The sequence below is a fragment of the Papillibacter cinnamivorans DSM 12816 genome, assembly GCF_900176335.1.
GTDB lineage: Bacteria > Bacillota > Clostridia > Oscillospirales > Oscillospiraceae > Papillibacter > Papillibacter cinnamivorans.
On record NZ_FWXW01000003.1, the window covers coordinates 256452 to 274465 of the forward strand.

Here is an 18014-nt window from a genome sequence, read left to right on the forward strand (position 1 = left end):
GGAAGCCATGGAACGGATCTGGACAACCGTCGTACCGGACCGGTGGGACGGAAAGAGGGCGGGAGTCTACCTGCGGCGGGAGCTGGGCCTTTCGGCGGGGCTTCTGGCCAGGGTCAAACGTACCCCCGGAGGGCTTTTGCGCAACGGTTTGCCCCTTCGCTCGGACGAGATCCTGCGCCGGGGAGACACGGTCTCCGTTTTGCTGGAGCGGGAAGGGGCCCGCTCGGAGGCTATTTCCCCCGAGCCGGGGGAGCTTTCCATCCTGTTTGAAGACCAGGACCTGCTCATTGTGGACAAGCCGGCGGGGCTCCCCGTGCATCAGCCGGCCGGGCGCCCCGGGCCCTCTCTGGGGAGCATCGTTCTGGCGCATTACGGGGCCGAAGGGCAGAGCTTCGTGTTCCGTCCGGTCCACCGGCTGGACCGGGGCACCTCCGGCGTCATGGTCATCGCCAAAAACCCCTATGTGCAGGAAAAACTCAAGGGGCAGATGCACACCGGGGACTTTCAGCGGGAATACCTCGCCCTGGTGATGGGAACGCCCGACCCTCCCGAGGGTATTATACGCGCGCCCATCGGCAGAAAGGACGGCTCCGTTCTGCTGCGGGAGGTCCGGGAGGACGGGTCCCCCGCAGTCACACGGTATGAGACGATTCTCACGGGGGAAAAGTTCACGCTTTTACACTTAATTCTCGAAACCGGGAGGACGCATCAGATCCGTGTCCACCTGAACTATCTGGGCCACCCCGTTCTGGGGGATTTCCTGTACGGGACGGAGGAGCCGGAGATCCTCTCCCGCCCGGCGCTCCACTCCTCCGTTTTGTCCCTGCGGCATCCCATGACGGGGGCGAGGCTCCGGCTGGAGGCCCCTCTCCCCGCGGACATGGAGCATTTTCTTACGGGAATGGAACCTGTCTGATAGAAAACAAAGCTCCCCGGATACCATATCCGGGGAGCTTTGTTTTACCATGCTACAGAGATTTGTCCGGCTCCGCTTCGGTGCCGGCCGGTTTTTCTTCCGGTTTCCAGTACCTTGCCCCGTTGGCGGTCCTGCAGAGAAGCCGATGGTCCACCAGCTCCCTGCGGAGAAGAAAATAGTCGTCAAAGGTATGCCATCGGGCGAGAATTTCATTGACTTCCCCCTCGGAATAGGCTTCCCTGCCGTCAAATTTAGAAGCCAGATACCGGAGAACCGCCAGTCTGCGTTCGGTTCTCGCCGGAAATTCGCGAACCCTGCCCGCCGGATCCAAATATCTGCGGATCAGCCGTTCCATCTCCGGCGAAACGGTTTGCTTTTCAACCACAGTATCCATCCTTTCCCTCGCCGCCCGTCCGGCGGCTTTCATCCTCCAGCTTGCCTTTCCAGAGCTCCAGGAGGACCTCCAGGTCTTTCCGGAACTCCCGATCGGTCTGATCTTCCTTTTTCTTCAGCTCCTCCAGCACCACCAGTTCAAAGGCGCCAGCGCCGTATTCCCGCCAGGCGTCCTGGAGCTTCATATGCACGCAGGATTCTGTCTGCCGGGAAAAGTCGAACTGGTTTTTCGTCCCTTCCAGATTGGGCGTGGAGAGGACGAGAAGCTCCCCGGTCCTGTTATTCCGGTAAGCGTATACGCCGCCCACCACCGGGCGGCGCAGATACGCCCGGATCATCTCTTTTTTGCTCTGCTTATCCAAAAAAATCAGTACCCCATTTCCTTCAAAATAGACGAGAGAACCCGGAACCGCTCCCCCAGAAGCTCGTCGTCCTGAACCAGGGCCGCCATGAAGAGGCGAAGGTCCTCCTCCAGCATGGGGTTCCGGGTGCAGACGGCAACATCCATGGCGTCTCCCTGAAGACCGATCCTGTCTATTTCAGGATGCGCGGGATCGTAAAACTTCTCAAAGCGATAGGCCTCCCGGAAATACCCTGCGGTGCGGCAGACGAGGATGGCCAGATCCAGCACGCGGTGCAGCGGCAGCTCCTCCGACTGGCGGGACCACTTTTCACCGGTATAGCGCCAGACCTTCGCCGAAATATCCACCCTGCCCCTGTCGTTCCACTGGGCGAGGCCCAGAGAAAGCCCCTTGGCGTCGGAGCGGTAGGCACTGCGCCCGTCCACCTTTTCATAGTTTTCCGAAACTACCACCGGCTTGTGCTTCAATGTCACGGGAATATCCATATCAAAACCTCCGAAGTCGATTGATATTACTAAATTAGTAAATTACTTATTTAGTAATACACGAAGATGACCCCTTTGTCAAGAAAATTCTGCATAGCGCGGCGCAGAAAGGGAAAACTGTGGCAAAGAGCACGATACGAACTTCTGCCGGGAACATCGACATGCCAATATCTCCAGCCGGAGTTCGCATCAGCAGCATTCATGGGGCGAGGAGCGATCTTATGGACATGACAAACCAGGAATATCAGCAGTATGTGGCTTCCAAGGCGCAAAAGTCTCCCATCGTGAAAAACACGCTCTGGGCCTTTGCGGTGGGAGGGCTGATCTGCACGGCCGGGCAGGGGCTTTTAAACCTGTATCAGTATTACGGCCTCGATAAGCAGGACGCCTCCGCGGGCGTCACCGTGTCCCTCATTTTTCTCAGCGCGCTGCTCACCGGTCTGAAGGTCTACGACAAAATCGCGAAATTCGCCGGAGCAGGCACGCTGGTGCCGGTGACGGGGTTTGCGAACTCCATCGTCTCCCCGGCGCTGGAGTTCAAAAGCGAGGGATTTATCCTGGGCATGAGCGCAAAAATGTTCGTCATCGCGGGGCCGGTACTGGTCTTCGGTATATCGGCCTCGGTGATCTACGGTCTTCTGCTGCTGCTTTTCACATAGCGGCGGCCAAAAAACAAGCGAAGAGCCCGGACCCGCGGCTGCAGGTCCGGGCTCTTCACGCGAAAATTTACATTTCACTGCAATCGGTTCAATTTTACACTTGCGCCGCGGCCTATCCTTCCATATAATAATGAAATAGTCTTTCACTCCATAAAAAGCGGTGGTTTTACATATGGAAAACTTCCTTGCGATGCTGCAGGTGCAGTTGACCCTTTTCGTCTATCTGGCCGTGGGTTTTTTCATCCGAAAACGCGGCTTTATCACCGACGCGATGCGCTCCGGCCTCACGAACCTTCTGATCTACCTGCTGCTGCCCTGCATGATCTTCAATTCTTTCCACCTGGACGTGACCTTCAGCCAACTTCTTTCCGCCGCAACCATGCTGGGGTCTGCCGTGGGGCTTGCGGTATTTGCCTGGTTCATGGGATATGTCCTTTTCCGCAGATTCCCCAAGGGACAGGAAATGATCCTCCGGTACGGCGCCCTTGTGGCCAACTCCAGCTTCGCGGGTCTTCCGGTCATTCAAAGCGCCTACGGCACCGAGGGGCTGTTTTACGCGGCCGTTTTCATCATCCCCAACCGCATCTTCATGTGGAGCGCCGGGATTTCCCTGTTTACAGAAAAGGAAAAAGGGGGCTGGGTGCGCAACATCCTGCTCAATCCCGGGATCATCGCGGTGTTTCTGGGACTTGCGCGCATGCTGCTGCGGATTCCGCTGCCTGGCTTTGTCAACACGGCCGTCGCCAACATCGGAAACTGCACCACCTCCATGTCCATCATCATCGTGGGCTCCATCCTGGCCGACGTGGATCTCCGCTCCATCTTCTCCAAGGGGACCCTGTACATGTCTTTCATCCGGCTGATCTTTTTGCCGGTTGTCGCGCTTCTTGTACTGAAGGCGATCCATTTCGGGAGCCTCACCACCGCCGTGTCCGTGGTGCTGACGGGGATGCCCGTGGGCTCCACCGCCGCGATTTTGGCGGAAAAATACGGGGCGGACGCGGGGTTTGCGTCCAAATGCGTCTTTGTGACGACGGTGCTCAGCCTCATTACCATTCCCGTATTGAGCATTTTCCTTTAAAAAACTGGTTAAAAGCTGAAACCGCCTCCGGCTGTCGCCGGGGGCGGAACTTATCGAAAAAGGCGGAACGCCTTTTTTTGATAAAAGGGCTTGCAGTCTGCCGCGTGCCTCACCGTCCGCCGCAGGCGGACGGTTCGACGCTTGCAGCCTGAGAAGTATTTTCGGACACGTACACGCCGCGCCCGAAAATGATCCGATTTTATTTCGCCGCTCCGGCGGCGAAACTCTGCGAGGCTTTTTCGACAAACTGCGCCTCCGGTTGTCGCCGGAGGCGGTTTTATTTGCCGGAGCTGTTCTTGGGAAAAAGCGGCGTTCTTCCGGCGCGTACCGGGCTAATCCGTCCTGACTGTATAATCGGAGACCGCGCCGCTCCGGAAGGTGATCACCAGCCACTCGCTATCGATGCTGAAAAGGCCCCTTTCCGGGCCCAGGTAGTATACGATGCTGTCCTCCTCCGGACTGTAGCGGGCGTATTTCCCGTCGTCACCTCCCAGAAGGGCGGTTATTTCCTCCTCGGTCATTCCGATCACCCGATATTTTGCCAGCATGTCGTCCACGATATCGACCCTGTGTTCCGGGCGGTTCATCCACTTTTCCTGCGTAAAGGTATGCTGATGCCGATAGACGAACCAGCCGATGGCGGCGGCGGCAAAGAGCGCGGCGAAAACGCAGAAGATGACGATATTCGCCCGTCTGGCTCTGGTAACCTCCCGAAGCATTTCCTCTTCCGTCATTTTATCGCCTCCGCCGCTATTTGATCTGGGCCGCGGGAGCGGCCTCCCGCTTCAGACAGGGCGGCCGCGCCGTCAAGCCCGGTATAACAAACTGCTTACGGCCATTATATCACAAACGCAAAGCGGTTGGTGGTATATGGCATCGCCGCCGGTTACCCCGCTGGGGGCGAGGCAGCCGCGCCATCCGGCCCGGTATGACGGCCGCCTTGCGGCTATTATACCATAGCACTGCTCCGATAGAAAAGCGCGGACATTCAGGCTTATTTTTATCCGGCCTTTGTTGTCAGCAGATTCCTGTATGAATCATGAAGAACACGGGAAAATAATCATGACTGCGGGGGTTTCGAATTTGAAAAAGGCTGTTTTGCTTTTATTTTTAATCATTACGGCGGCGGTACTAACCTTCCGCGCCGCGTCGCGCTATGCGGATCTGGAGGGGCTGAAGCCGGGTTCGGCGCAGCAATCGGAAACAGGACAATCGGCGGGTTTCCCGGCGGAGGGTATCCCCGTGCTTTTATATCATTCCATCCGCAGCGAGGCGAACAATCCCATGTGCGTTTTCCCGGAGCAGTTCCGGGAAGAGATGGACTGGCTGAAGGAGCATAAGTATCACACTCTGACACTGGAGGAATTCTACAATACCCTGACAGGCGGCGGGGAGGTCCCGGAAAATCCGGTGCTCATCACCTTCGACGACGGATACGCGGACAACTACCAGACCGCCTGGCCCATTCTGCGGCAGCATGGCTTCACCGCGGCCTTTTTTATCGTCACCGATTACGTGGGTCCCTACCGGATCTCCTGGGAGCAGCTGAAGGAGCTCTCCCAGGCCGGAATTTCCATCGGCAGCCACTCGGTAAGCCACCGCGACCTCTCCGCGCTGACGCGGAAGCAGCAGGAGGAGGAGCTGGAGGTATCCAGGCAGCTTCTGGAGGACAACCTGGGGATTCCCCTTCGCGCGTTCTGCTATCCTTACGGAAAATACAACAAAACGACCATGAAGCTTCTGGGGAACCTGGAGTACCGGATGGGCTTCACCACCCGGCCGGGCAGGGTGCACGCCGGGGACGATCTCTTCCAGCTCAGGCGGATTTATATTCTGGGGGGAATTCCGCTTTCCGAATTTATTGAAAAGGTCTCCGCATAATAACGGCTTTGGTACCATAACTAAAGAACCGCCCCGAAAACGGGACGGTTCTTTGCTTTACCGGTCTTTCGCCGGAAGGGCGACAATGCAATATCAGTCTTTGGCGCACAGACAGAAAGGGTGGCCCGCCGGGTCCAGCATGGTTACAAAATGGGTTTCCCCGAACTGCGCTTTGGCCCGGACCGCGCCCAGGGCCTCGGCCTGCCGGACGGCGGAGGGCACGTCGGAAACCTGAAAATCAAAATGCATCTGCTTCTGCTGCATTCCCTCTTCTTCCGGCCACACGGGAGGGACATACCCCTCCTCCTGAATAAACAGAAACACGATGCCGCTTCCGTTTTTCACCGCCGGGCGGTCATGACGCACTTTTCCCAGCCCAGGAGATCCGCGTAAAAGGCACAAAGTTTTTCCTCGTCATCGCAGTCCACCATGACGTTGCCGAGACAGATTCCCCGTATCATATCCTCACCTCATGCGCGTTTACTTCGTATCGGTCTTTCTCCAGCTCTGCAGCTCGATAATATTTCCCTCCGGATCGCCGGCATACACGAAAACCGCCCGCCTGCCCGGATACTCGGCGGCGACCACCCTGCCGACCTGGCACCCGCCGGCCTTTAAAACCCGGTCCAGCGTTTCCTCCACATCGTCCACCTCAAAGGCCAGATGGGCAAGTCCGCAGGAATTCACACGGCGCTCTCCCCGTTCGGCCATGTCGTCATAGGAGAATATCTCCAGGGTGGGATGGTCGTCCCCATACCCGGGCAGGCAAAGGTGCTCCCCCGTGATATGAGCGCCGGAGAGCCCGGTGAGCTCGTCCAGCCACGGGCCCCGAAGATCCCTGGTTTCCCCGATGCTCTTACAATGGAAAACTTCCTTGTAAAAGCGGATCAGCCTTTCGCTGTCTCTCGCAACGATATTGGTATGCGCATATCGAAACACCGGTGTTTCACCTTCATTCCGCATATTCTGTCCCGCCGCCCGATCCGATGCCGTCCGCAGGATTAAGGTTCGAACAGATAACTCGTCATGGACAGGGAACCAAGAACACAGGCATCGTTGAGAACGGTTACCTGCTCCTTCTCTTCAGCAGCGCCCAGTACATACAGAAGCGGCGCATAATGATCCAGCGTCGTAAAGGCCATGGAGGCGGACGGTCCCGCCTTATGGTATCCGATCACGTTATCGTCTTTCCGACCTAAAATGTTCTCTTTTATATATGCGTCAAATTCCATCGCCCAGGAGTAGCCTCCGTCCATACCCCATTGAATTCTCGACAGGTTATGAACCACGTTGCCACTTCCCAGAATCAGAACTCCCTTCTCTCTGAGAGGGCGCAACTCCCGGCCGATGGCATAATGCTCCCCGGGAGCGGCGAGCTTGTCCACGCTGAGCTGAAATACCGGGATATCGGCCTTAGGGTACATTCTGCACAGGACGGACCAGGTGCCGTGATCGATTCCCCAGGTATTGTCCGTCGTCACCTGGCGGCTTATCGTATTCCGGGCGAGATTTGCATAGGAGGGCGCGCCCTTTGCATTGTACACGACCTTGTAAAGCTCTTCCGGAAATCCGTACATATCATAGATCGTTGCGGGTGTTTCCGCATCGTTAACCCGAGTTCCCCTTGTAAACCAGTGGGCGGAAACGCAGAGGATGGCATCCGGCCGGGGAAGCTTTTCCCCCAGCGCCTCCCACTGTCTTGTGAACGGATTGTCTTCAATGGCGTTCATAGGGGAACCGTGCCCAATAAACAGAACCGGCATTTTTTTCATACGATTGCCTCCCCCGGCTTGGTGATTCTATTTTTTCTGATATCTGAACCGGCGTTTCGGGGTATCCGATATCGGTTTCATTATAGCGGATACCGGATACCGAATACAACCATTATGGCAATAAACCATACGCCCCGGCATATGCGTGCCCCGTCAGATGAAACGGCCTCCGGTATAAAGCAGACTGCGCTTTTCCCGTGTCCTGCCGCCGGCGAAGCGGAGAATACACCCCAAGCGGGCTTTATCTCCGCCTTGGCTAACCGATTCCGGCAGACGGATGCTTTCCAAAGCAGCTTAAAAAAACCAATATAAACAAAAGTCCTACAACCATTGCGGCTGCAGGACTTTTTTGGTGGAGACAGCAGAACTCGAATCTGCGACCCCCTGCGTGTGGAGCAGGTGCTCTACCGGCTGAGCTATGCCTCCGTATGACAAAGAGCGAAAACAGCGGCGCGGATGCCTCCGGTCCCGCTCTTTGATTTGGTGACCCGTAGGAGAATCGAACTCCTGTTACCGCCGTGAAAGGGCGGTGTCTTAGCCTCTTGACCAACGGGCCAGGTAAGGGCGGGAACTTTCCCGCCCTAAGGTGTGGTAGCGGCAGCTGGATTCGAACCGGCGACACTTCGGGTATGAACCGAATGCTCTGACCAACTGAGCTATGCCGCCACACTTACCCCGTTTATCCGACAGGGCAAAGAGTATTCTACATGAACGGTTTCATCTTGTCAACACTTTTGCTTTGAATTACCGGAAACTTTCTGCCCCGTTTCCGGGAGACGATCTTTCTCCGGGGAAACGCAAAATACCGGGAGTCCGGTTTTCGCTTCAGCGGATCTGCCCTTCTCCGTAGATCACGAACTTGCTGCTGGTGAGCTCCTCCAGGCCCATGGGGCCTCTGGCGTGCATCTTCTGAGTGGAAATGCCGATTTCCGCACCCAGGCCGAACTCAGACCCGTCGGTAAACCGGGTGGAGGCGTTCACGTAGACCGCCGCGGAATCCACTTCGTTTAAAAACTTCTGGGCCGTAAAGTAATTATTGGTCACGATGGCCTCCGAATGGCCCGAGCTGTGCTTATTGATAAACCGGATGGCTTCTTCCGCGTCGTTCACCACTTTCACGGCCAGGATATAATCCAGAAACTCGGTGTAATAATCCTCATGAGTGGCAGGAATGACACAGTCCCCCAGGATTTCCCGGGTAATGGGGCAGCCCCGGAGCTCCACGTTGTCCTTGTCCAGGAGCATCTTCGCCATGGGGAGGAAATCCCAGGCCACCGCGCGGGAAACCAGAAGGGTCTCCGCCGCGTTGCAGACGGAGGGCCGGGAGCATTTGGCGTTATAGATGATCTCCGCGCCCATCTGAAGGTCCGCGTCGCAGTCCACATAGACATGGCAGTTGCCCACCCCGGTTTCGATCACCGGAACCTTGGAGTTTTCCGTGACGGATTTAATGAGACCGGCGCCTCCCCGGGGAATGAGGACATCCAGATACTCCGTGAGCCCCATGAGCTCCACGGCGCTTTTCCGGCTGGTGTCGGAAACCGAGCAGATGCAGTCCGCGGGAAGTCCCGCTTTTTCCACCGCTTCCCGCATCACCCGGGTAAGCACGGCGTTGGATTTCGCCGCGTCGCTCCCGCCCCGGAGAATGACGGCGTTCCCGGATTTCAGGCAGAGGACGGCGGCATCCACCGTCACGTTGGGGCGCGCTTCATAGATGATCCCGATGACCCCCAGGGGCACGCGGCGCTTGCCGATAATGAGCCCGTTGGGGCGGGTGGTCATTTTGATCATGGACCCAACGGGATCCTCGAGAGCCGCCACCTGAAGGACGCCCTCCACCATGCCGTCGATCCGGGCCGTGCTTAATTTGAGCCTATCCTGCAAGGATTTCGACATTCCGCCGGCCCTGGCCTTTTCCATATCTTCGGCATTGGCCGCGAGGATGTCGGCGCTGCGCTCCTTCAGCGCTTCGGCAATCTCCGAAAGCGCCCGATTCTTTTTGGCGGCGCCGGCCACGGCCAGTTCGTAAGACGCCGCCTTCGCCGCGGCGCCCATGCGTTCCATTTCCGTCAAATCGTGTCCCTCCCTCATGATTTCGCTCCCTGGAACACCGTTCCCACGGGTTCTCCCCGGAGGAGCGGATAGAGTTTCTCCATTTCGCCGCCGTCGGCAATCACCATATCGATCCCCCGGGCCATGACGATCTCCGCGGCGCTCAGCTTGGTGCACATTCCCCCGGTACCCCAGCAGCTTCCCGCGCCGCCTGCCAGGCTCCGGATCTCCTCCGTGATGCTCTCCACCACGGGGATCCGGCAGGCGTCCGGATGGATCCTGGGATCCTTGTCGTAGAGCCCGTCGATGTCCGAAATGAGAATCAGCAGATCGGCTTTACACAAAACCGCCACGATGGCCGAAAGGGTGTCGTTGTCGCCGAACACCTTGTTGTGCCCGGACTCGATCTCGGCAAAGCTCACGGAGTCGTTTTCATTGACGATGGGGATGATGCCCATGTCCAGGAGGGCCTGAAAGGTGTTTATCAGGTTTTCCCGGTGATGCGTCTCGGCCACGTCCTCCTCGGTGAGGAGGATCTGGGACACCGTCTGGCCGTATTCCCCAAAAAATTTGTCGTACAGGTGCATCATTTCACACTGGCCCACCGCGGCCACCGCCTGCTTATACCGAAGCTCCGAGGGCCGTTCCTTCAGGCCCAGCTTGGCCGCACCGATCCCGATGGCTCCGGAGCTCACCAGGATTATCTCATATCCCATGCCTTTAATATCCGATAAAATCCGGGCCAGAAGGTCCATATTCCGAAAGTTGACGCTGCCGTTTTCCCGGGTCAGGGTCGTCGTGCCCACCTTCACCACAATGCGTCTGAGTTTTCCCGTGCCCGCCATTTTGATACCACCTTGCTCATTCTACGCGCCAGAAGCCGGGGAATTCCGGCGTCTTGGCTATTTCCCATAATAACACAACTTTTTTATGGAATAAAGCACGAAATTTAAGAATAACCTCACTTATACTGTTGAATTTGTCCAGCAATTAGATTAGAATGTATTAGACGCGAAAGTCCATATATTACCGCCGGAAACAAAGTGGTGACCTTATTCATGCTGAATATTGTTCTTGTGGAACCGGAAATTCCCATGAACACGGGAAATATCGCCCGCACCTGCGCGGCCACGGGGAGCCGCCTTCATCTGATCCGCCCCCTGGGCTTCGACATCAGCGACAGGGCGGTGAAGCGAGCGGGGCTGGACTACTGGCATCTCGTGGATTTGTCGGTATACGACAGCCTCCCGGATTTCTTTTCCCGCACCGGAGCGGAAAAAAATCTCTGGCTCGCCTCCACAAAGGCTCCCCGCCCCTATACGGAAGCAAAATTTGAAGACGGCTGCTACCTTTTTTTCGGAAAGGAAACGGCGGGACTCCCGGAGCCGCTGCGGACGGCCCATTACGATCGCTGCATCCGGATCCCCATGTTCGCAGAGGCAAGAAGCCTGAATCTCGCCAACAGCGTCGCCGTCGTCGTCTATGAAGCTTTGCGACAACTTGACTTCCCAGGCCTGTGCCAAGAGGGGGAGATGCGCCCTGCCGGAAGCCGGCAGGTTGTTTTATGATACGGCAAGTCAAGCCGTCTTTTAACGAAAATCAAAGGTTCCCGGTATTTTCAACCGATCCGCGCGCCCCAAGGTCCCGCTTACCGCAGCAAATCCTTTACTCTCTTTTAAAGAGAGCAGATTGAAATACAAAGGAGTCCGCACGATGAATTACAGTAAAAAAACGGTGAAAGATATTGATGTAACCGGAAAAAAAGTCCTCCTGCGCTGCGATTTCAACGTTCCCTGCGACAAGAAAACCGGCAAAATCACCGACAACACGCGTATCGTAGCTTCTCTGCCCACCATCCGCTATCTTCTGGACCACAACGCATCCGTTATTCTCTGTTCCCACCTGGGACGGCCGAAAGGAGAATATAAAAGCGAACTGTCACTGTCCATCGTTGCAGACACTCTTTCCCAGATGCTCGGCAGACCCGTCCCCATGGCGAAGGACGCCGTGGGAGAAGACGCCAGGGCCATGGCAGCTTCCCTGAAGCCCGGCCAGCTCATGCTGCTGGAAAACCTCCGCTTCTGGAAAGGGGAAGAAAAGAACGACCCCGAGTTTGCAAAAGCGCTCGCTTCGATGGCGGATATCTATGTGAACGACGCATTCGGAACCATCCATCGGGCACACGCGTCCACCGTGGGCGTCACCCGGTATCTCCCCTCCGTGGCGGGCCTTCTTGCCAGCCGGGAACTTGAAATCATGGGGGGCGTGCTCACCAATCCCAAGCATCCCTTCGTTTTGGTACTGGGAGGCGCCAAGGTATCGGACAAGATCGGCGTCATCGTGAACCTTCTGGAAAAGGCCGACACGATTCTCATCGGAGGAGGCATGGCATATACATTTATCAAGGCCCAGGGCGGAGACATCGGGAAGTCCCTGTGCGAAACGGACGAGCTGGATTTCGCCCGGGAGATCATGAAAAAAGCAAAGCATAAGAACGTGCAGTTTCTTCTCCCTGTGGATACCCTGGCCGCGAAGGAGTTTTCGGCCGACGCCGTCCCCGTGACCGTGGAGGCTCTACATATTCCCGAAGGCTATATGGGAATGGACATCGGTCCGAAAACCATTGAGATCTTCACAAAGGCAATTCATACGGCCGGAACGGTCATCTGGAACGGACCCATGGGCGTTTTCGAATTCCCCGCTTTTGCCGAAGGGACCCGGGCCGTCGCCAGCGCCATGGCCGGCAGCAGCGCCGTTACCGTGGTGGGAGGCGGCGATTCCGCGGCCGCGGTGGACCAGATGGGATTCGGGGACAAAATGACCCACGTGTCCACGGGCGGAGGCGCTTCCCTGGAGTTTCTGGCGGGACTGGAGCTGCCGGGAATCGCCTGCCTCATGGATCAGTAAACACAAAGCCGCCCTGAGCGGCATTGCGTATATAGCAATGGAAAGGAGTACTTAGTTTGAACAGAAGATACCGTAAAACCATCATTGCCGGCAACTGGAAAATGAATAAAACGGCTACGGAAACCCGTATATACGCCGATCAGATGAAGACCCTCCTGCCCAAGGCAAAGTGGTGCGAAATCGTCCTGTGCGTTTCTTTTGTCAATATTCCCACAGCAGCCAAGTCATTCAAGGACACCCGTCTCTCCGTGGGCGCGCAGAACCTCCATTATGCTCCGGAAGGCGCGTATACCGGGGAGGTTTCCGCCTCCATGCTGAAGGACGCCGGCACAAAATATGTAATCGTCGGCCACAGCGAGCGCAGAGCTCAGTTCGGGGAGACCGACCTTATGGTAAATAAAAAGGCGCGGGCCGCCGTGGACGCGGGTCTGTATCCCATCATCTGTGTGGGCGAAACTGAAGAGCAGCGCGAGCTGGGGCTAACTGCGGAGCTGGTATCCCTTCAGGTCCGGGCCGCTCTGGCCGGGATCTCGGCAGACAAGCTCCGCCGGGTTGTGATCGCCTATGAACCGGTATGGGCAATCGGCACCGGAAATACCGCCACCAGCGCCCAGGCGGGCGAGATCTGCAACGAAATCCGGGCTACGATCCGGCATCTTTACGGAGCCCGGATCGCCCGCTCGGTTACCATCCTGTACGGGGGCTCCATGAACCCGGAAAACGCCTACGAGCTCCTGTCCCAGCCGGATATCGACGGCGGGCTCGTTGGGAACGCCTCCCTCAGCGCTTCCGATTTTACGGCCATCATCAACGCGGCAAACCAGGAGTAATACTAATATCCCATTAATAATCAGACATCTTTGCGGTTCATTTTCCGCCCTGCCGCCCTCTCGTCGTCGGCGGACGTCAGCCCGCTCTCCTTCTCGGCCTTGCAGGACAAAAAATTTGCTTGCAAATCTTATCCGCCCTTTTATGGGATATCAATATCAGTTTTCCTTAGGCAAAGAGGTTCCCGCAAAAGAATAGAGGTAAATATGAAAACTCCCAGTACGCTCATTATTATGGACGGTTACGGGCTTGGCGACGCGGCAACAGGAAACGCGATCAAGGCGGCCAACACGCCTAATCTGGACCGTCTCTTCGCAGAGTGCTCTCACAGCCGGCTTGCCGCCTCCGGGCTGGACGTGGGCCTGCCCCGGGGACAGATCGGAAACAGCGAAGTGGGACATACCAATATCGGTGCCGGGCGCGTGGTCTTTCAGGACCTGCCCCGAATCACCCTGGCAATCGAGGACGGCTCCTTTTTTAAAAATCCCGCGTTTCTGGACGCCATGCGCGCCTGCCGCAAGGGCGGAGGCGCGCTGCATCTCATGGGACTTCTGTCCGACGGCGGCGTCCACAGCCACATCACCCACCTTTGGGCCTTCCTGCGCATGGCAAAGCAGGAGGGGCTGACCCGCGTATACCTTCACTGTTTTCTGGACGGACGGGACGTTTCCCCCACCTCCGGGGCGGGCTTTATCAGCGACTGCGTACGGACCTGCGGCGAACTGGGCGTCGGGCGGATCGCCACGGTAATGGGCCGGTACTATGCCATGGACAGGGACAACCGGTGGGACCGAGTGGAACAGGCATACGCGGCCATGGTATACGGCGAAGGGATCCAGAATCCGGACCCGGAGGACGCCGTCAGGGCTTCCTACGCATCCGGAGTCACCGACGAATTCGTGAAACCCGTGGTCTGTCTTAAGGAGGGAACCATCTCCCCCGGAGATTCGGTGATTTTTACCAATTTCCGGCCGGATCGAGCACGGGAAATCACCCGCGCTCTGGTTGACCCCGCCTTTTCCCATTTCCCCAGAAAAAAGGGGTTTTTCCCGCTTTGCTTCGTCTGCCTCACGGAGTACGACGCGGCTATGCCCAACATTCAGGTGGCCTACTGCCACGAACCGCTGGAAAACATTTTCGGGGAGTACATCAGCCGCCTGGGGCTCACCCAGGTTCGCATCGCCGAAACCGAAAAGTACGCCCACGTGACATTTTTCTTCAACGGCGGACGCGAGGAGCCCTTCGAGGGGGAAGACAGAATCCTCATCCCCTCCCCCAAGGTGGCCACCTATGACTTAAAGCCGGAAATGAGCGCACATGAAGTGGCGGACGCCGCGGTCCGCTCTATTTCCAGCGGAAAATACGACGTGGTCATCGTCAATTTCGCGAACTGCGACATGGTGGGGCACACCGGCGTCTTCGACGCGGCGCGCCGCGCGGTGGAAGCGGTGGACGAATGCGTCGGCCGCGTGGTGGCCGCCACGGCGGACATGGGCGGCATCACCATCCTCACGGCGGACCACGGAAACGCGGAGTCCATGCTGGAGCCGGACGGCGTTTCCCCCATGACGGCTCATACCACGAACCCGGTGCCCTTTCTCATCCACGGCGTCCGGGCCCCCGTACGAAACGGAAGACTTGCGGACATTGCGCCCACATTGCTGGACGTTTTGGGTTTAAAAAAACCGTCTGAAATGGACGGAGAAACTCTTATCGTCACATCTCACGCATCGAAGTCTGAAAAGGAGTGATCGGTTATGAACCAGAAACATACCATTACCGGCGTTCTTGGCAGAGAGATCCTGGACTCCCGGGGAAATCCCACGGTGGAGGCGGAGATAACCCTGGAGGACGGCTCCGTCGGCAGGGCCGCGGTACCTTCCGGGGCATCCACGGGGATCTATGAGGCCTGCGAGCTCCGGGACGGGGACAAGAACCGGTATCTGGGCAAGGGCGTTTTAAAGGCTGTGGGCCATGTAAACGGGGAAATCGCCCAGGCAATTTTGGGCATGAACGCACTGCGTCAAGCCGAGCTGGACCGGGCGCTTATCCGCCTGGACGGCACGGAAAACAAAACCCGGCTCGGAGCGAACGCCATCCTGGCTGTTTCTTTGGCCGCCGCCCGGGCATCGGCAAACTCCCTGGGGCTGCCGATGTACCGCTATATCGGAGGGGTCAATGCCAAAACCCTGCCGGTCCCCATGATGAACATTCTCAACGGGGGAGCCCACGCCACCAACAACGTGGACATCCAGGAGTTCATGATTCTGCCGGTGGGCGCTGAGAACTTTGCCACGGGGCTTCAGATGTGCGCCCAGGTGTTCCACAACCTGAAAAAGGTGATTTCCGCCGCGGGCGGCTTTACCGGCGTGGGCGACGAGGGCGGCTTCGCCCCCAATCTGAAAAAGGACGAGGACGCGCTGAAGCTTATTATGGAAGCCATCGAAAAAGCAGGCTTCCGGCCCGGGGAAGATATCATGATCGCCCTGGACCCCGCCGTTTCCGAATGGTACCAGGAGGACGGGACCTATAAGCTGCCCAAGGCGGGCAAAGTACTTACCCGGGCCCAGATGGTCAAGATGTGGAAGGATTTCGCATCCCGGTATCCCATTGTTTCTCTGGAAGACGGGATGGGCGAGGAGGACTGGGAAGGCTGGAAGATGCTCACCGACACGCTGGGCGGCAAGATCCAGCTGGTGGGCGACGATTTGTTCGTGACCAACGCCCAGCGGCTCTCCCGGGGAATCCAAATGGGGGTCACCAATTCCATCCTCATCAAGGTCAATCAGATCGGAACGCTGACGGAAACTCTGGACACCATCGAGACGGCCAAGCGCGCGGGTTACACCGCAGTGGTTTCCCACCGTTCGGGAGAGACGGAGGACACCACCATCGCCGATATCGCCGTGGCGGTAAACGCCGGGCAGATCAAGACGGGCGCGCCCTCCCGGACCGACCGGGTGGCCAAGTACAATCAGCTTCTGCGCATCGAAGGGGAGCTGGGGGACGCGGCGGTATATCTCGGAAAGAGCGCCTTTTATCAGTTGGGCCGGTGACGCCGAAAAGATGCGCATCGGCGGAAAGGCCGCGTCGGATTTCCAGCGGCGGCCTGTCCATGGAAATTGCACCATTTTACATAAAGGAGAGAATGGTATATACTAAGGGTTACCGCAGGACCGTTTCCGGTGCGGGTATTTGTTTTTCCATTGTCTTTACAGTACATCGGATGAGCGGAGGTGGCGTATGGAGCTGAATATGCATCTGAAGCAGACGACAACCCTGTCGCCCCAGATGCTTCAATCCATGGAGATCCTGCAGATGGGATCCCAGGAGCTGCTGGACTATGTGGAGGAACTGGTCCAGGAAAATCCCACCATCGAAGTGGAGGAGACCTACAAAAAGCAGGATGAGTTTTCCCTGCTTAAACGGAAGCTGGAATGGCTGGAGTCGGTGGATTCCCAAAACCGCTATTATCACCAGATGGACACCGAGGACACTGTCGATCCCATCTCCGCTTACGGCAGCCAGACGGACAACGAGGACAATCTGTATTTTTATATTCTGTCCCAGCTCCGGCTGATGGATCTGCCCCCGGATATCGGCGGCGCGGCCAATTATATTGTGGAGAGCCTGGACGGCAGCGGTTATCTGGACGAGGACGTTCCTGCCATCGCGAAACGGCTGGGCATCCCGGAGGAAACCACGGCCAGAGCGCTGCGGCTGGTCCAGTCCCTGGATCCCGCGGGAATCGGCGCGCACTCGCTGCAGGAATGCCTCCTGCTTCAGCTGGACCGGCGGGAGGGAGACTATTCTCTTGCCAGAGCCATCATCCGGGAACACCTGGATTCAGTGGGGAAAAACCGCTTCGGCCTGATCGCGAAGCAGCTGAACGTTTCCGCGGAGCAGGTGCACGCGGCGTGCGCCCTCATCAAGGGCCTGAATCCCCGGCCCGGAGCCGGATTTTCCGCCCGGGAAAATCTTATCTACATCAATCCCGACATTTTTGTCGTAAATTTTCCGGATCATTTCGAACTGCTCATCAACGACTACTTTTTCCCCACCCTCAACATCAGCAGCTATTACCGGAGCCTGCTGAAGGAGACCGAAGAGGACGAGGTGAAGGAGTACCTCAGCGGAAAAGTACGGCAGGCCAAATGGGTGGTAAAGAGCATCGAGCAGCGCAGGAGCACATTGCTTCGCTGCGCCGAGTGTATCCTTGACATCCAAAAGAGCTTTTTCCGTCTCGGACCGGGGCATCTTGTCCCCATGTCCCTCGCCGATATCGCTTCCCGGCTCAGCCTGCACGAGTCCACCATCTGCCGGGCGGTAAAGGACAAATATATTCAGTGCAGCAGCGGCGTATACCCCCTGAGCTATTTCTTCTCCCGGGCTTTGAGCAACACTTCGGGCTGCTCCAGTGCCCTTTCCCCGGACCACGCCAAGGCCCGCATCAAAAAGCTCATCGAAGAGGAAAACAAAAAGAAGCCGCTGAGCGACCGAAAACTTTCAGAGCTTCTGCTGCAGGACGGCCTGGAGATCTCACGGCGCACCGTTGCAAAATACAGGGACGAGCTGGGAATTCCCAGCACCGCCGGGAGAAAGCAGTACGAATAACCGGCGGCCGGCGGCGGATATCTTCAAGATCAAGCCGCAGCCGATCGGCAAAACCGCATCCTTT

19 protein-coding genes and 3 tRNA genes are annotated in these 18014 nt (G+C 57.4%); 10 read left to right on the forward strand and 12 right to left on the reverse strand.

Features of this window, described 5'->3' with window-relative positions:
• Positions 1-7 precede the first annotated feature (7 nt).
• Positions 8-916: an RluA family pseudouridine synthase gene (locus tag B9A13_RS06060; RefSeq protein ID WP_084234191.1), complete on the forward strand. Its 909-nt coding sequence runs from the start codon at positions 8-10 to the stop codon at positions 914-916.
• 52 nt (positions 917-968) lie between these two features.
• Here the strand turns inward: B9A13_RS06060 and B9A13_RS06065 are convergent, their stop codons facing one another.
• The 3 genes from B9A13_RS06065 to B9A13_RS06075 are packed head-to-tail and all read right to left on the reverse strand — an operon-like array spanning position 969 to position 2156.
• Positions 969-1301, reverse strand: a complete 333-nt coding sequence (locus tag B9A13_RS06065) for a DUF2087 domain-containing protein (RefSeq protein WP_242942798.1) — start codon at positions 1299-1301, stop codon at positions 969-971.
• Positions 1294-1671: a GIY-YIG nuclease family protein gene (locus tag B9A13_RS06070; protein ID WP_084234193.1), complete on the reverse strand. Its 378-nt coding sequence runs from the start codon at positions 1669-1671 to the stop codon at positions 1294-1296. The genes B9A13_RS06065 and B9A13_RS06070 overlap by 8 nt, the downstream gene beginning before the upstream one ends.
• A 5-nt stretch (positions 1672-1676) precedes the next feature.
• Entirely contained in the window at positions 1677-2156 is a 480-nt protein-coding gene (locus B9A13_RS06075) for a DUF6530 family protein (protein WP_084234195.1), read from the reverse strand.
• 221 nt (positions 2157-2377) lie between these two features.
• Here B9A13_RS06075 and spoVAC point away from each other — a divergent pair, with 221 nt between their 5' ends.
• A complete protein-coding gene (gene spoVAC / locus B9A13_RS06080) occupies positions 2378-2815 on the forward strand; it encodes a stage V sporulation protein AC (RefSeq protein WP_084234196.1) in 438 nt (145 codons plus the stop codon).
• 172 nt (positions 2816-2987) lie between these two features.
• Positions 2988-3896, forward strand: coding sequence for an AEC family transporter (locus B9A13_RS06085; RefSeq protein WP_084234197.1), 909 nt, complete (start codon positions 2988-2990; stop codon positions 3894-3896).
• 332 nt (positions 3897-4228) lie between these two features.
• Here B9A13_RS06085 and B9A13_RS06090 read toward each other — a convergent pair whose 3' ends face one another.
• Entirely contained in the window at positions 4229-4630 is a 402-nt protein-coding gene (locus B9A13_RS06090) for a hypothetical protein (RefSeq protein ID WP_084234199.1), read from the reverse strand.
• A gap of 298 nt (positions 4631-4928) precedes the next feature.
• Here B9A13_RS06090 and B9A13_RS06095 point away from each other — a divergent pair, with 298 nt between their 5' ends.
• A complete protein-coding gene (locus B9A13_RS06095; RefSeq protein ID WP_084234201.1) occupies positions 4929-5777 on the forward strand; it encodes a polysaccharide deacetylase family protein in 849 nt (282 codons plus the stop codon).
• Positions 5778-5870: 93 nt separating this feature from the next.
• Here B9A13_RS06095 and B9A13_RS14440 read toward each other — a convergent pair whose 3' ends face one another.
• From B9A13_RS14440 to proB, 8 genes are all read right to left on the reverse strand, one after another.
• On the reverse strand, positions 5871-6101 hold the full coding sequence (locus B9A13_RS14440) for a VOC family protein (protein WP_242942799.1): 231 nt from the start codon (positions 6099-6101) through the stop codon (positions 5871-5873).
• Positions 6102-6257: 156 nt separating this feature from the next.
• On the reverse strand, positions 6258-6716 hold the full coding sequence (locus tag B9A13_RS06105) for a VOC family protein (protein WP_200809690.1): 459 nt from the start codon (positions 6714-6716) through the stop codon (positions 6258-6260).
• Between the two features lie 62 nt (positions 6717-6778).
• Positions 6779-7549, reverse strand: a complete 771-nt coding sequence (gene ygiD / locus B9A13_RS06110) for a 4,5-DOPA-extradiol-dioxygenase (RefSeq protein ID WP_084234203.1) — start codon at positions 7547-7549, stop codon at positions 6779-6781.
• A 350-nt stretch (positions 7550-7899) separates the two neighbouring features.
• A tRNA-Val gene (locus B9A13_RS06115) sits at positions 7900-7975 on the reverse strand.
• Between the two features lie 55 nt (positions 7976-8030).
• Positions 8031-8105, reverse strand: a tRNA-Glu gene (locus tag B9A13_RS06120).
• Positions 8106-8138: 33 nt separating this feature from the next.
• Positions 8139-8215 (reverse strand) — tRNA-Met (locus tag B9A13_RS06125).
• 159 nt (positions 8216-8374) lie between these two features.
• Positions 8375-9622: a glutamate-5-semialdehyde dehydrogenase gene (locus B9A13_RS06130; protein WP_084234205.1), complete on the reverse strand. Its 1248-nt coding sequence runs from the start codon at positions 9620-9622 to the stop codon at positions 8375-8377.
• Between the two features lie 14 nt (positions 9623-9636).
• Entirely contained in the window at positions 9637-10446 is an 810-nt protein-coding gene (gene proB, locus B9A13_RS06135; protein WP_084234206.1) for a glutamate 5-kinase, read from the reverse strand.
• Positions 10447-10659: 213 nt separating this feature from the next.
• On the opposite strand from proB, the gene trmL reads away from it, so the two are divergent.
• The 6 genes from trmL (at position 10660) to rpoN (ending at position 17950) form a co-directional block, all read left to right on the forward strand.
• Positions 10660-11169 (forward strand): tRNA (uridine(34)/cytosine(34)/5-carboxymethylaminomethyluridine(34)-2'-O)-methyltransferase TrmL, encoded by a 510-nt coding sequence (gene trmL, locus B9A13_RS06140; RefSeq protein ID WP_084234392.1) that lies wholly within the window; start codon positions 10660-10662, stop codon positions 11167-11169.
• Between the two features lie 145 nt (positions 11170-11314).
• Positions 11315-12508 (forward strand): phosphoglycerate kinase, encoded by a 1194-nt coding sequence (locus tag B9A13_RS06145; RefSeq protein WP_084234208.1) that lies wholly within the window; start codon positions 11315-11317, stop codon positions 12506-12508.
• 56 nt (positions 12509-12564) lie between these two features.
• Positions 12565-13338 carry a triose-phosphate isomerase gene (gene tpiA, locus B9A13_RS06150; protein ID WP_084234209.1) on the forward strand — a complete coding sequence of 258 codons (774 nt, stop codon included), beginning with the start codon at positions 12565-12567 and terminating at the stop codon, positions 13336-13338.
• A 204-nt stretch (positions 13339-13542) separates the two neighbouring features.
• Positions 13543-15087 (forward strand): 2,3-bisphosphoglycerate-independent phosphoglycerate mutase, encoded by a 1545-nt coding sequence (gpmI, locus tag B9A13_RS06155; RefSeq protein WP_084234210.1) that lies wholly within the window; start codon positions 13543-13545, stop codon positions 15085-15087.
• A 6-nt stretch (positions 15088-15093) separates the two neighbouring features.
• Positions 15094-16392 carry a phosphopyruvate hydratase gene (eno, locus tag B9A13_RS06160; RefSeq protein WP_084234212.1) on the forward strand — a complete coding sequence of 433 codons (1299 nt, stop codon included), beginning with the start codon at positions 15094-15096 and terminating at the stop codon, positions 16390-16392.
• Between the two features lie 187 nt (positions 16393-16579).
• Positions 16580-17950, forward strand: coding sequence for an RNA polymerase factor sigma-54 (gene rpoN, locus B9A13_RS06165; protein ID WP_084234213.1), 1371 nt, complete (start codon positions 16580-16582; stop codon positions 17948-17950).
• Positions 17951-18014 lie beyond the last annotated feature (64 nt).